The 13,144-nt window shown below is 71.7% G+C and carries 14 protein-coding genes; 7 read left to right on the plus strand and 7 right to left on the minus strand.

Annotated features, from left to right (window positions below):
- Positions 1–25: 25 nt before the first annotated feature.
- Both ACFSVL_RS33035 and ACFSVL_RS33040 read right to left on the minus strand, forming a co-directional pair.
- A complete protein-coding gene (locus tag ACFSVL_RS33035) occupies positions 26–835 on the minus strand; it encodes a hypothetical protein (protein ID WP_378309795.1) in 810 nt (269 codons plus the stop codon).
- 482 nt (positions 836–1,317) lie between these two features.
- Complete coding sequence (locus tag ACFSVL_RS33040; RefSeq protein ID WP_378309797.1) at positions 1,318–2,871, minus strand: hypothetical protein; 1,554 nt, start codon at positions 2,869–2,871, stop codon at positions 1,318–1,320.
- 83 nt (positions 2,872–2,954) lie between these two features.
- Here ACFSVL_RS33040 and ACFSVL_RS33045 point away from each other — a divergent pair, with 83 nt between their 5' ends.
- Positions 2,955–3,434: a nuclear transport factor 2 family protein gene (locus tag ACFSVL_RS33045; RefSeq protein ID WP_378309799.1), complete on the plus strand. Its 480-nt coding sequence runs from the start codon at positions 2,955–2,957 to the stop codon at positions 3,432–3,434.
- A 1-nt stretch (position 3,435) separates the two neighbouring features.
- Here the strand turns inward: ACFSVL_RS33045 and ACFSVL_RS33050 are convergent, their stop codons facing one another.
- The 5 genes from ACFSVL_RS33050 to ACFSVL_RS33070 are packed head-to-tail and all read right to left on the minus strand — an operon-like array spanning position 3,436 to position 7,586.
- On the minus strand, positions 3,436–3,624 hold the full coding sequence (locus ACFSVL_RS33050) for a hypothetical protein (RefSeq protein WP_378309801.1): 189 nt from the start codon (positions 3,622–3,624) through the stop codon (positions 3,436–3,438).
- 5 nt (positions 3,625–3,629) lie between these two features.
- Positions 3,630–4,301, minus strand: a complete 672-nt coding sequence (locus ACFSVL_RS33055; RefSeq protein ID WP_378309803.1) for a lipoprotein — start codon at positions 4,299–4,301, stop codon at positions 3,630–3,632.
- Between the two features lie 46 nt (positions 4,302–4,347).
- The gene (locus ACFSVL_RS33060) at positions 4,348–4,755 is read right to left on the minus strand and encodes a TIGR03668 family PPOX class F420-dependent oxidoreductase (RefSeq protein WP_378309805.1); all 408 of its coding nucleotides are present in this window, start codon (positions 4,753–4,755) and stop codon (positions 4,348–4,350) included.
- A 3-nt stretch (positions 4,756–4,758) separates the two neighbouring features.
- Positions 4,759–5,658: a S66 peptidase family protein gene (locus ACFSVL_RS33065; RefSeq protein ID WP_378309807.1), complete on the minus strand. Its 900-nt coding sequence runs from the start codon at positions 5,656–5,658 to the stop codon at positions 4,759–4,761.
- Complete coding sequence (locus ACFSVL_RS33070; protein WP_378309809.1) at positions 5,655–7,586, minus strand: S9 family peptidase; 1,932 nt, start codon at positions 7,584–7,586, stop codon at positions 5,655–5,657. The genes ACFSVL_RS33065 and ACFSVL_RS33070 overlap by 4 nt, the downstream gene beginning before the upstream one ends.
- Positions 7,587–7,716: 130 nt before the next feature.
- On the opposite strand from ACFSVL_RS33070, the gene ACFSVL_RS33075 reads away from it, so the two are divergent.
- The 6 genes from ACFSVL_RS33075 to ACFSVL_RS33100 all read left to right on the plus strand — a co-directional run bounded on the left by ACFSVL_RS33075 (position 7,717) and on the right by ACFSVL_RS33100 (position 12,847).
- Positions 7,717–8,292 carry a DUF3090 domain-containing protein gene (locus ACFSVL_RS33075; RefSeq protein WP_344275347.1) on the plus strand — a complete coding sequence of 192 codons (576 nt, stop codon included), beginning with the start codon at positions 7,717–7,719 and terminating at the stop codon, positions 8,290–8,292.
- Between the two features lie 8 nt (positions 8,293–8,300).
- The gene (locus tag ACFSVL_RS33080; RefSeq protein WP_378309811.1) at positions 8,301–9,110 is read left to right on the plus strand and encodes an SCO1664 family protein; all 810 of its coding nucleotides are present in this window, start codon (positions 8,301–8,303) and stop codon (positions 9,108–9,110) included.
- A complete protein-coding gene (locus ACFSVL_RS33085) occupies positions 9,110–9,985 on the plus strand; it encodes a phosphotransferase (RefSeq protein ID WP_378309813.1) in 876 nt (291 codons plus the stop codon). The genes ACFSVL_RS33080 and ACFSVL_RS33085 overlap by 1 nt, the downstream gene beginning before the upstream one ends.
- Positions 9,986–10,043: 58 nt before the next feature.
- Positions 10,044–10,859 carry a DUF3097 domain-containing protein gene (locus ACFSVL_RS33090; protein ID WP_378309814.1) on the plus strand — a complete coding sequence of 272 codons (816 nt, stop codon included), beginning with the start codon at positions 10,044–10,046 and terminating at the stop codon, positions 10,857–10,859.
- 102 nt (positions 10,860–10,961) lie between these two features.
- On the plus strand, positions 10,962–11,396 hold the full coding sequence (locus ACFSVL_RS33095; protein WP_378309816.1) for an NfeD family protein: 435 nt from the start codon (positions 10,962–10,964) through the stop codon (positions 11,394–11,396).
- A 116-nt stretch (positions 11,397–11,512) separates the two neighbouring features.
- Positions 11,513–12,847, plus strand: coding sequence for an SPFH domain-containing protein (locus ACFSVL_RS33100; protein WP_378310106.1), 1,335 nt, complete (start codon positions 11,513–11,515; stop codon positions 12,845–12,847).
- The last annotated feature ends 297 nt before the right edge of the window (positions 12,848–13,144 follow it).

Below are 13,144 nucleotides of genomic sequence, written 5' to 3' on the forward strand. Positions count from 1 at the left end.
ACCGGCGCCACCACTCACGAGGTCCCTACTTGCGCTCCGCCCGGTAATTCCGGAACAGCAGATACGTGGAGAGCACATCCGCCGACGCGCTCTCCACCGAGCGGTAGATGCCCCACTTCGGCCGCACGTAGTCGCCCTCGTCCGGCAGCTTCACCCCGGTCTTGCGGCCCTGCGCCACCACCGGCGCACCAGGACCGGCACCGCCCCGAAGCACGCAGGCCGCCGCCCCGGCGTCGCCCGGAGTGAGCGTCCACTCGACCGTGATCCACTTGTCCCGCAACGGAGCCAGCTTCGCCGCCGCGATCGACGGCGACCCCGGGTTCGCATAGGCGCGCGCCGAAATCATCTCCGTCCCGCCGTCCCGGACGAGATCCAGCGTCACCCACGGACCGTGGTTCGTCGCCGGGGTCTTGGTCTGGAAAATATGCGTGAACCGGCTCGTCCCGTGCAGGCTCGCCGGAATGAACATCTCGTACGACAGCGCCCACGTCTCGCCGTCGCGCATCTTCAGCGCGGAACCGTTCTGCACCATGCCCTTCGTCTCGGTCCGCTGCCGGTCGCCGCCGCCGGTGGTGTCCCGGTCGTCGCGCCAAATGTTGAACCGGTAGTGATCTCCCTCTACCACCACGTACTTCCGGTCCGGGTGCAGCCCGCCGCGATCGGCTTCGACCCCCTCGAACGCCTTCAGCCCGTCCTTCACCGGATCGGGATGCCACAACGGGCTCGCCGCCGAGGCGAACCCCGCCAGCGGACCGGCCAGGACCGGGACGGCGAGCGCCGCACCGGCCATCGTGCGCAGCGCCGTCCGGCGTGGGAACTCAGGGGAATCCGGCATCGCGGAGTGTCCTTTCCGAACAGGAACGAAAGGGGCACATCGGCCGGCGGCGCAGTACATCCGATGTCTGGCAGCTCAAAGGTAAGAGTCTTTCCGAACGCGGTCAACCCTCAGCCACGGGCCCGCGCGACGGTTCCGGTGAGGTCGTTCGCCCATCGCCGCCGACAGCCCGAAACTGTGCGGCGCGCCGCCGGTGCGTGATTGTTGTCCGTGAGGGCCTCCTTCACGGAATCAGATTCCCTCAAGGTGGCCCTCACGGACTTGAAGATACGGTCATAGTGGCGTCAATCGGGCATGCAGGCGACTCTGGTGTCCTTTATGGACAGTCGGCAAGCCGAGGCGCTGCCGCTCAAGTTCCTGGCAGAGGGGGAACAACCGGCGCTGACCCCGGACAGCTCGGCCAGCTCCTCCCGGTGCAGCCCGGGAACCGCGCGGCGGGCCCCGCCGGGCGCGATGTCTGTCCCTGACCGGGATACCCGGGGTCAGAACATCTTGCTCAGCACGTCGTGCCAGGCGGTGACGGCCTGCGCGAGCTGCGCGCCGCCCTTGGCCGCCTCGGTCACCGCGCTCAGCGCCAGCTTCGCCCGGCCGCGCTTCTGCTTCTCGCCGGGTTCGGCGGCGGCCTCGGCGATGTCCTTGACGTGATACAGCAGTTCCTCGCGCTCGCCGTCCGGCAGCCCGGGATCCTCCCGGACCGCCGCGGACAGCGCCTCGATCGCCTCGGCGAGCCGGTCGTCCCGGCCGGCGACCGGGGCCAGCACCGTCGTGATGTCCCGGACGGTGCTGTTGAGGATGAAATTGCTGTGCGTCACGTCGCCGCCGATTTCGATGCGGTGGCCGGACTGCGGCGCGGAATCCCGTTTGTAGTCGGCCATGTTGCCGAGCACCTCCGTCAGATAGTCGAGCGCGATGGTCACATACGCCAGATAGCCGCGGGCGAAGCTTCCGGAGTCGAGCCGGTCGGTGCTCCACCGGGCCACGAACTCGAACCCCTCGGCGCCCTTCGCCAGCCGGCGGCGGATCTCCTCGGTCACGAACCCGTCGAGCACCCCGCCGTCCAGCTGCCACCCGGAACCGAACCGCAGCGGCCACTCCCCGGTGAGCGCCGCCTCCTTCAACCGGGCGGTTTCGCCGAGGAAATCCCGGAGATCCTGCTCCATCGCCTCGCCCGACACGTGCTCCTTGAACCGGGCCTCCTGCGGCCGGTGCATGAGCGGCAGCAGCTTGGGCCGGGGGAGCGCGGCCAGCCCGTCGGCGACCGCGACGACCGCACCGTGCAGGTCGCCGAGGAAGGATTCCCACTCGCCGGGCGGGAGCACCGCGATCCCGGCCCCGTCGTCGGCCCGCCCGTAACGAGTGCTCAGCAGCTCCCGGAACCGCTCGCCCAGCGCACCGGTGACCGGAGCCAGCAGCCGCTCCGCATCCGGATGGATGCCGGAGAACAAAAGCTTCCGGGCGGAAGCCCACACCAGCAGGTCTTTGATCTGGCCGACCACCTCGCGGGTCGGGCGGGTGCCAGTGCGCTCCGGGCCCCACCAGACGTTGTAGCGGCCGTAGTCTTCCTCTTCCTGAAGGAAACGCCCCGGCTCGCACAACCGCTCGACCGGCGGCTGGAACACCTCCGCGTGCGCCCGGGCCTCGTCGGAGACGCCGATCGTGAGCGCGGCGAGCACCTCCCGAATCGTGCGCCGCGCTCGATCCGCGTCGGACACCGCTTCCCGCACCGAGCCGCTCAACGACAGCTGCACGGGCCCCGGATGCCGCGGCGACGGGAGCTTCGCCTCCCTCGTCTGCCGCTGCCAGTCGGACGCCCGCGACGACCGTTCAGCACGCGACTTGTCCTTCACCGCCTTCTCGTTCGCGGCGATCGCGGACTTGTTCTTCTCGTAGGCCTTCGACGCGAGCCAGAGCCCGCCGCCGATCAGCGCGATCCAGATGACCAGGTTCAGCCCGCCGGTCACCGCGGCGTCAGCGTCCTTGTTGACGGCCGCGGCGACCAGCACCACGACGATCACCACCGCGATCGCACATCCCAAGACGCCTCCCCCCGATCCAGAGCATGATGCCACGCCGCCCGGACGCGGGACGATGAACGAAGACAGCCCGAGGGGAGAAGCCGATGCGGGACACGGATCAGCACGAACTAGACGCCTTGCTCGCGACAGCCCGGATCGTCCGCACGTTCAACAGCTACTACCGCGCGGTCGACGAGCAGCAGTTCGACGCACCGCGCTTTCAGCGCATCTTCGCGCCGGACGGGCGGATCGTGCGCAGCAACGGCGGCGAGACCGCCGGACCGGCCAACATCGCCGACAGCCACGCCCGCAGCTTCGCCCGCTTCGAGGCGAGCCAGCACCTGCTCACCGGCCACGACGTCGAGATCAACGGCGCCGCGGCGGTCGTGCGGGCGAACCTCGTCGCCATCCACCTGTGGAAGGACCGGCCGGTCACCGTGCGCATGGACGACCGGGCGTTCACCGCGGGCGGCGTCGTCACCGCGGAACTGCGGCAGACCGGGAACGACTGGCGCATCACCGAAGTCCGCACCAAGATCCTGTGGCGGACCGGCTACTTCGGGGACCTCGCGCAGACCCGCTGAGTCAGCGTTTGAGGGCCCGGTACCGGTTGATCAGCGCCGTGACCGTCGCGTGGTCTGCTCCGCTGTTGAGCGCGGCGACCAGATCGTCCGGGCAGAGCTGGCACGGCTCGCCCCACCAGCGGCGTGCCCGGTTGTCCCAGATCTGGTACCCGCCGGGCACGCCCCTGGCGACGTAGCGTCGTTTCGCCATGGTCTTCAGTCCTGGTCGAACGCGGCGGCGAAGGTCGGGGCGAGACGCTTCAGCTCGGCTTGCTGCTCGGCCGAGGTCGCGCGCCAGCCGGCGGCCGTGACCGCGAGGACGCGGTTGCCGTGCGCGAGCACCAGCGCGCACGCGGTGATCCGGGTCCCCCGGAACTGACCGCAGAATCCGAGCTGCGGGTCGCCGCCGGGGACCGAAAACCGCGTTTTCACCGCGAGTTCCTCGTCCTCCACCACCGCGGTCCCGCAGTCCAGCGCCTTGCCGAGGCCGGAGACCACCTGCTCGCCGGAGTACCCCTGGTATTCGGCGACCAGCTCCCGGATCTGCACCGTGTCCGTCACCGAACCGGCCTGCGCCCCGTTCTTCGCGGCGGAATCCCACGGCTGGTCCGCGCCGCACACCCGCAGGACGCGCAGGGGAGTGGTGGAACCGACCACGTACGGCAGCGGCTTCTGCTGGCTGCGGACGCGGGCCGCGGACAGCTGTGCTTCGGTCGGCAGGTACTTCGTGAGATCTTTCGCGACCGGTGCCGACGAGGACGAAGCAGGCGCCGACGACGGTGCCGGGCTCGACGCGGCGGGCGCTGCCGGTGCCGCGGGCGGGTCGGCGGGTGCGGAGCAGCCGGAAAGAAACAGGACAAGCCCGGCGGCGATGACGACCTTGCGCATGATCCCCCTCAGTTCGCGAGGAAGATCGTCCACGCCCGGCCCGGCGTTACGACCCCGCCCAGCCCCGCCAGACCCGGACCTCCGTCACCACCATCGCGTGCTCCGGCGGCCGCTCCGCGTACTGCGGGTACTTCTCCGCCAGCCACCCGTCATACGGGTCCCGCTCCTCGACCACCCGCGCCGTCCCGTCCGCCCGCGCCCACCACAGCCGCGACCAGTCCTCGTCGTACTCGTCGGCCAGGAACGACACCGCCGGGTTCTCCGCGATGTTCGCCAGCCGCCGCAGCGCCGTCGTGCTCTTCGGCTTGTGGTCGACCGCGAAGACGACCGTGTCGCCGCGCACCGCGAACGTCACCGGCACCAGATGCGGGACCCCGCGACCGTCCGCTGTGGCGAGCCGGGCCACCCGCGCCGCCGCGAACCGCGCCCGGGTCTCCACAGTGGACAGTCGCACGGGTCAGTCCAGCGCCGGCGAGCCGAGGGTCAGCGTGCCCAGTTCGGTGTCGAGCGAGGCGGACACCCCGAGCGGCAGCGTCGGCGACCCGGGCACGTGGCCGAAGCCGAACCCGCTCAGCACCGGCACCCCGAGCGGCGAAAGCCGTTCCGCCAGCAGCTCGCGGATCTCCGCCGCGTCGCCGCACGCGGCCCACGAACCCAGCACGATCCCGCGCACCTCGTCGAGCCAGCCGGACCGCAGCAGCTGCGTCACCATCCGGTCGATCCGGTACGGGCTCTCGGTGACGTCCTCCAGCAGCACGATCCCGCCGCGCGCGGAACCCTGTTCGGCGGTGCCCACGCCGGACGCGAGCAGCGTCAGGTTCCCGCCCACCAGCACGCCCAGCGCCCTGCCCGGTACGAGCACGTCCGGCTCCCGCGCCCGGAGCACGCGCGTGTGGTCCGGCTCGAACAACGTCCGCCGCAAGTGCTCCGACGCCGTTTCGTCGAACAGCACGCTCGCGGGCATCGGCGAAAGCAGCGTGGCGAGGTCCAGATGCGTGTGCACGGCCCGATGCAACGCGGTCACGTCGCTCGACCCGGCCAGCACCTTCGGCCCCGCCGCCCGCAACGCGGCCCAGTCCACCAGATCGATCATCCGCTGCGTGCCGTAGCCGCCGCGCGCCGCGAGCACGCACCGGACCTCCGGGTCCAGCCACGCCTCGGTGAACTCCGCCGCCCGCGCCTTGTCCGGCGCGGACAGGTACGACTGCCCCGGAGCCCGCACCCCGGCGCCGACCCGCACCTTCACGCCCCAGTTCCTGAGCACCGGCAGCGCGGCGTCCAGCAGGTCCTGCGGCACCGGCCCGGACGGCGCGACGAGCGCCACGGTGTCCCCGGCGGAGAGTCTCGGGGGCCTCATCGGGTCAGCTCCAGCCGCGGCACGTCCGGCGTCTCGAAGCCGAACACCTGGCCGTAGAAGGAAAGCTCCGCCTCCAGCGCGGCGACGATCGTCTCCGCCTTCCGGAAACCGTGCTGCTCGCCCTCGAACCGCAGGTACGCGTGCGGGATCCCGCTGCCGTCGATCCCGGCGACGAACCGGTCCGCCTGGTCGGGCGGGCAGATCTCGTCCTCCAGGCCCTGCAGGAACAGCACGGGCCCGGCCAGCGAGCCGACGTGCGTCATCGGTGAGCGCTCCCGGTACCGCTCGGCCGTCTCCGGATACGGGCCGACCATGCTGACCAGGTACTGCGACTCGAAGTCGTGCGTTTCGCCGCCCTCGCCGGTCCAGCCGGCGAAGTCGAGGATCGGGAACTTCACCGTCGCCGCCGCGTACGTGCGGGTCATCGTGATCGACGCCGCCGACGTGAACCCGCCCGCGCTGCCGCCCCGGATGCCCAGCCGCGCCCGGTCGGCGATCCCTTCCGCGACAAGGGCCTCGGCGACCGCGGCGCAGTCGCGCACGTCCACCACGCCCCACTGCTCCCGCAACCGCTCGCGGAACGCCCGCCCGTAGCCGGTCGAACCGCCGTAGTTCACCGCCACCACGCCGATGCCGCGGCTGGTGAAGTACGCGAAGTCCAGATCGAGCGATTCGGAGCTGTGCCCGGTCGGCCCGCCGTGCACGTGGACCACGTATGGCGGCAGTTCGCCTTCCGGCGCAACGAAGTCCGGGTTCGTCGGCGGGAACACGTACGCCGGGATCTCCGCCCCGTCGGCCCCGGTGAACACCCGCTCCTGCGGCACCGGCAGGTACTCCGCGGGCGGCAGCGAAGCCGGCTGCGGCGTGAGTTCGCGCCACTTCCCGGTGCCCGGGTCGAGCACCACCACCGCGCTCTCGTGCCGGGGCCCGCCCGCGATCCCGGCGATCCCGTCCGCCGTCGCGACCAGCCCGGTCGAGGACCACACCGTCAGCTCGGTGTCGACGCGCGTCACCGAACCGTCGCTCTCGTCCAGGATCGCCGGCCGCCCGGAGTCGAGCACAGCGTGCTTCCCGTCGCCCAGCGGCGCGAACCAGCTGGTGCCGAGCTTCCACATCGGCCCGCCCAGCTCGCGCTCCACCGGCGCGAGATTGACCGAAGACCCGTCGAGCCCGACGCGGTGCAGATTCCACCAGCCGTCCGGATCGGCGAGCACGAGCAGCCGATCCGGCGTCTCCCACGAGACCTGGCACACCGCGACCTCCGGCCCGCCCGCCAGCACGCGCGCCTCCCCGAACGAACCGTCGGCCGCCACCGGCGCGACGAACAGCTCGGTCCCGTCCCACGGCATCGCCGGGTGGTCCCACGCGAGCCACGCCGCGTGCGCGCCGTCCGGCGACAGCTGCGGCGCGGTGAAGAACCGATGCCCCTCGACGAGCACCCGTTCGGCGGAGCCGTTCAGCGGGATCGCGACCAGCTCGCGGGAGATGTCCGTGCGCCGCGGCCCGGTGCTGCGCTCGCGGACCGCCCACACCTCGCCCGCACGGCCGGGCCGCAGGTCGCCGTAACGGACGCCTTGCGGCGTGGCCGGTTCCGGGGTCAGCGCGGAGACATCGCCGTCCTTCAGCGCGTACACCCGCTGGTCGGCCCAATGCGTGAACACCACGGCACTGTCGACCGCGAGCCACGGCCGTCCGCCGTACTCGTGCACCCGGTTCCGCACGTTCCACGGCGCGGGCAGCACGTCTTCGGCACCGCCGCCGGGAAGCGCGCGCACGAGCGCGACGCGACCGCCTTCGGCAGGCCGCGCCTCCGCCCACCAGAGCGCGCCGTCCACCGAGGCGAGCCATTGCGCGCCGCCGCCGGCGGCCGCGGCGTCCGCCGCTGTGACGGGTGAGGTCCAGGTTCCATGAGGAGAGATGCGAGGCACCCGGAAAGCGTAACGAGGATCCGCTGCGTGTCCGGATCCGCACGCACCGCGCAGGAATCGCGCGCGAACTCCCCTCAACCCGGGGCGGCGGATGCCGATCATGCGTCCGTGGCCTAGGGTCGAAGACGCTATGTCACGCGTAATCCACGTCTTCCGCAAGCCCGACCGGTTCGTGGCCGGCACGGTCGGCGAGCCCGGCGACCGCACCTTCTACCTCCAGGCGACGGAGGACGTGCGGACGATCAGCGTCACGATCGAAAAACAGCAGGTCGTCGTCCTCGCCGAGCGGCTCGGGTCGCTCCTGGAGGAGGTCGCCAGCCGGTTCGGGGCCGACGTGCCCGCCGAGGCACCCGACGACGAAGTCGACGTGGACCCGCTCGCGGTGCCCGTCGAGGAGGAGTTCCGGGTCGGCACGATGGGGCTCGGCTGGGACGCCGACTCCGGCGCGGTCGTCGTGGAACTGCTCGCGATCACCGAGGGCGAAATCGACGAGACCGTCGTGCTCGACGACACGGAGGAGGGCCCGGACGCGGTCCGCGTGTTCCTCACCCCGGTCGCCGCCCGCGCCTTCGCCGAACGCGCCGACCGCGTCGTCAACGCCGGCCGCAAGCCGTGCCCGCTGTGCGGCGAACCGCTCGACCCGGCCGGGCACATCTGCCCGAGGCAGAACGGGTACCGGCGCGACGTCGACGTGACCGAGGACTGAGGGCGCCCGTGGCGAGCACCGCGCCAGGGCCAGCCGATGCGGCCGCCCGCGACTTCGTCTCCCGCGGCCGCATCGACGTCGAGGGCAGGCTGGTCGACGCGTCCAACGTGACGCTGTTCTGCGCCATCGAACTCGACGGCGTCACCGGCCGCGTCGTGTACAAGCCGGTGTCGGGGGAGCGGCCGCTGTGGGACTTCCCGGACGGCACCCTCGCCGGCCGCGAGGTCGCCACCGCGATGATCTCCGACGCCTGCGGCCTCGGCGCGATCCCGCCCACCGTGCTGCGCGACGGCCCGTTCGGGCCCGGCATGGTGCAGCTGTGGGTCGAGACCGACGAGGACGCCGACGTCGTCGACGTCTGCGCGCCGGAGCAGGTCCCCGAAGGCTGGCGCACCGTCCTGCACGCGCACGACCGGCTCGGCGAACCGGCGGTCCTGGTCCACGCCGACCACCCGGACCTGCGCGAACTCGCGGTCCTCGACATCGTCGTCAACAACACCGACCGCAAGGGCGGCCACCTGCTCGCTGCGACCGACGGCCACGTCTACGGCGTCGACCACGGCATCTGCCTGCACACCGACCCGAAACTGCGCACCGTGCTGTGGGGCTGGATCGGGGAGGAGCTGCCCGCCGACGCCGTCGAAAAACTGCGCAAGCTCCGCGCGGACCTCGACGGCCGCCTCGGCGCGGAACTCGGCGAACACCTCACCGCTTTCGAAATCCGGGCGCTTTCGCAGCGCACCGACTATCTGCTCGCCGAGGCGGTGTTCCCCGAGCCCGGCGACGACTGGCGCGCGATCCCCTGGCCGCTGTTCTGATGGCGGACGTCATGGACACCGCCGCCCGCACCCGCCTCGTCAGCAGGTTCGGCCCCGCCGCCGAGACCTGGTGCGACGCACTGCCCGCGCTCGTCGACCGGCTCTGCCGCCAATGGAACCTCACCGTCGCCGAGGCCCGCTCCGGCAACACCGGCCGCACTCTGCTCTGCCGCGACCGCGAAAACCGGCTGAAAGTGCTCAAACTCTGCCCGGACCGCGCCATCGCCACCGCCGAGGCCACCGCGCTCGGCTCATGGGCCGGGCTGTCGCGCGTCGTGCAGATCCTCGACGCCGACCTCGACCACGGCGCGGTCCTGCTCGAAGGACTCGAACCCGGCACCACGCTCACCGAACGCGGCGCCGACGTCCCGTGGAACCAGATCGGCGAACTCCTCGCCGACGTGCACGGCGTCCCCGCCGCCGGCCCGTTCCCGACCCAGCTCGAACGCGTCCGCTTCATGTTCGGCCTCGCCGAACAACGGCTGGCCGGGTCCCCGGCCGAAGCGCACCTGCCGCTGAAAGCACTGCACGCCGGCCTGGCCCGCTCCGAGAAACTGGCCGCCAGCGGCCCGATCGCCCTCGTGCACGGCGACCTGCACCCCGGCAACGTCCTCGACGCCGGACCGGAACGCGGAGCCGTCGCGATCGACCCGCGCCCGTGCGTCGGCGACCCGGCCTTCGACGCGGTCGACTGGGCAGTCCTGCCCCTGGCCGGCGGCGGCGCGCTCGACGACGGGATCAACCGGCTCCCGCACCTGGACGGCGACCGGGTGCGGGCATGGTGCGTCGCACTGGCCCCGCTGGTGGCGATGGGCCCGCTCCGCCGCGGCGGCCCGACCCCGTTCACCGACGCGGTGCTGCGGATGGCGAGCTGACCCGGTCCCCGGCGTGGCGGCGGGACGGCCCCCTCCGCGAGCGATAGCGTGCCCGACCGTGCGCTCCCGTTCCTATGACGACGTGCTGTCCGGCCCCCGCAAGCGGAAGGTGCCGGAGGTCCCCGCCGAACCCGGGCTCGTGGTCGAAGACCCGGCCAGCGGCTACTGCGGCGCGGTCGTGAAGATCGAATACGGCAACGTCGTCCTCGAGGACGCCAAGGGCCGCCACCGCGTGTTCCCGCTCGCGCCCGCCGCGTTCCTGCTGGAAGGCAAACCCGTCACGCTCGTGCCGGTCAAGAAAACCGCCGCCCCGGCCCGGCAGGTGTCCGCCTCCGGTTCGGTGCGCGTGCAGGGCCTGCAGGCGCGGGTCGCGCGCGACTCCCGGATCTGGGTCGAGGGCAAGCACGACGCCGAACTGGTCGAACGCGTCTGGGGGCACGACCTGCGCGTCGAGGGCGTCGTCGTGGAACCGCTGGACGGCGTCGACGTGCTGGCCGACCGGATCGCCGAATTCGGCACCGGGCCCGGCCGCAGGCTCGGCGTGCTCGTCGACCACCTCGTGCCGGGCAGCAAGGAATCCCGGTTGGTCGGGCAGATCCACGACGAGCAGGTGCTGGTCACCGGCCACCCCTACATCGACGTCTGGCAGGCGGTGAAACCCGCGTCGGTCGGCATCCGCGCCTGGCCGGAGATCCCGCGCGGCACCGAATGGAAGGCCGGCATCTGCGACGCGCTCGGCTGGGGCGAACCGTACGAGGGATGGCAGCGCGTGCTCGCCGGGGTGCGCAGCTTCCGCGACCTCGAAACGCCGCTGATCGGCGCGGTCGAACGGCTCATCGACTTCGTGACCGATCCGGGCGACGACGCTCCGTGATGCCGCGCAGTGTCCGTTATGTCGCAAAAATCCAAGGTCACGCGTCGGTCACGTCGGGTAGCTTGCCCGGTGCGAACCGACGCGATCTGAGAGCATGAGGGCATGGCAGCGGCTCTGATCTGGCTGATTCTCGGCATCGTCCTGATGATCGCCGAGGTGATCTCCGGGGACTTCGTGCTGATCATGCTCGGGATCGGCGCGCTGCTCGGGGCCGGCTCGGAAGCGCTGACCGGCAACATCTACATCGACGTCGCCGTGTTCGCGGTCAGCTCGGTCGGCCTGCTCGCGCTGGTCCGCCCGACGCTCAAACGCCGCTTTCTCGCCGGGTCGAGCATCCCCACCGGCATCGACGCGCTCGTCGGAGCCCGGGCCGTCGTGGTGTCCACTGTGGACTACGATGCCGGCCAGGTGAAGATCGGCGGCGAGGTGTGGTCGGCGCGCGCCGTGCACGAATCGCAGCCGCCGATCGCTCCGGGAACCAGTGTCACGGTCGTCGAGATCTCCGGCGCCACGGCCGTGGTCGACATCGTCTCGTGAGGCGCCGTCCGAGGAAAAACGGTACTAGGTAAGGGGAAACGCTCTTGTCCACAATAGCGATCGTCGTGGTCGCGCTGCTGGCCCTGTTCGTCATCATCACAGTGGTCAAGGCGATCATGGTGGTGCCACAGGCCCAGTCGGCGGTGATCGAGCGGCTCGGCCGGTTCCGCACGGTCGCTTCGCCCGGCCTGACCTTCCTCGTCCCGTTCCTGGACAAGGTGCGCGCGCGGATCGACCTGCGCGAGCAGGTCGTCTCGTTCCCGCCGCAGCCGGTGATCACCGAGGACAACCTGACGGTGAACATCGACACCGTCGTGTACTTCCAGGTCACCGACTCGCGCGCGGCGGTCTACGAGATCTCCAACTACATCATCGGCGTCGAGCAGCTCACCACCACCACGCTCCGCAACGTGGTCGGCGGCATGAGCCTGGAAGAGACGCTGACCTCCCGCGATTCGATCAACACCCAGCTGCGCGGCGTGCTCGACGAGGCCACCGGCCGCTGGGGCATCCGCGTCGCCCGGGTCGAGCTGAAGGCGATCGAGCCGCCCGCCTCCATCCAGGACTCGATGGAGAAGCAGATGCGCGCCGACCGGGAGAAGCGCGCGATGATCCTCACCGCCGAAGGCCAGCGGGAATCGTCGATCAAGACGGCCGAAGGCCAGAAGCAGAGCCAGATCCTCGCCGCGGAAGGCCAGAAGCAGGCCGCGATCCTCGCCGCCGAGGCGGAACGGCAGTCGCGGATCCTGCGCGCACAGGGTGAACGGGCCGCCCGCTACCTGCAGGCGCAGGGCCAGGCGAAGGCGATCGAGAAGGTGTTCGCGGCGATCAAGGCAGGCCGCCCGACGCCGGAAGTCCTCGCCTACCAGTACCTGCAGACCCTGCCGCAGATGGCGCAGGGCGACGCGAACAAGGTCTGGATGATCCCGAGCGACTACGGCAAGGCCCTCGAAGGCTTCGCCCGCGCGCTCGGCGCCCCCGGCGACGACGGCGTGTTCCGCTACGAGCCGCCGCAGGACGACACCCCGGCCCGCCCGGACCTCGACGACGACGAGGTCGCCGGCTGGTTCGACACGAGCAGCGACCCGAAGGTCGCCGAGGCCGTCGCGGCCGCGGAAGCCGTGGCGCGCAAGGAGGTCGACGGGCCCCTGGGCGCGTCGGCGGAGCGCCGCGCGATCGGCGGAACGCCGCAGGCCAAGCCCGAGGCGCCCGCGCCCGCCCGGGAAGAGGAGCCGCCCGCGCCGCCGGAACGCCCGCAGCAGCCCAGCACCCCGCCGCCCGCCCAGCAGCAGCTTCCCCAGCCGCAGCCCCCGGCCACGCCGCCGGGCGGCCCGTACCAGGGACCGCCGCCGCAGCAGTTCGGCGGACCGCAGCAGGGGCCGGGCAGCGGGCCGTTCCCGCAGCAGGGCCCGTTCGGCGGACCGCAGGGCGGACCCCCGCCGCAGCGCTGATCGCTTCGCGAAAAGGGGGCTGCCGCACCGATTTCCGGTGCGGCAGCCCCCCTTGTCCGTCTGTGAAGGGCCCCCTGCGGGACTTAGATTCCCTCAGGGGCCCCTCACAGACGACACGCCCAGCTCCCGCCGCCCGCGTCGGCCCGGGCGCAAGCCGGTCCGGTCCGCCAGCCGCTTCGGCCTGGGCGGACATGCCGCAGCCGCACCAATAACGCCTCCTCAAGTCCCTGGCATGGGAATCTGACTCCCTCGGTGCCCCTCGCGGATGACAAACCCGATGCCGGGGGCTTACGGCCG

This window comes from Amycolatopsis silviterrae (genome assembly GCF_042684085.1).
Taxonomy (GTDB): domain Bacteria; phylum Actinomycetota; class Actinomycetes; order Mycobacteriales; family Pseudonocardiaceae; genus Amycolatopsis; species Amycolatopsis silviterrae.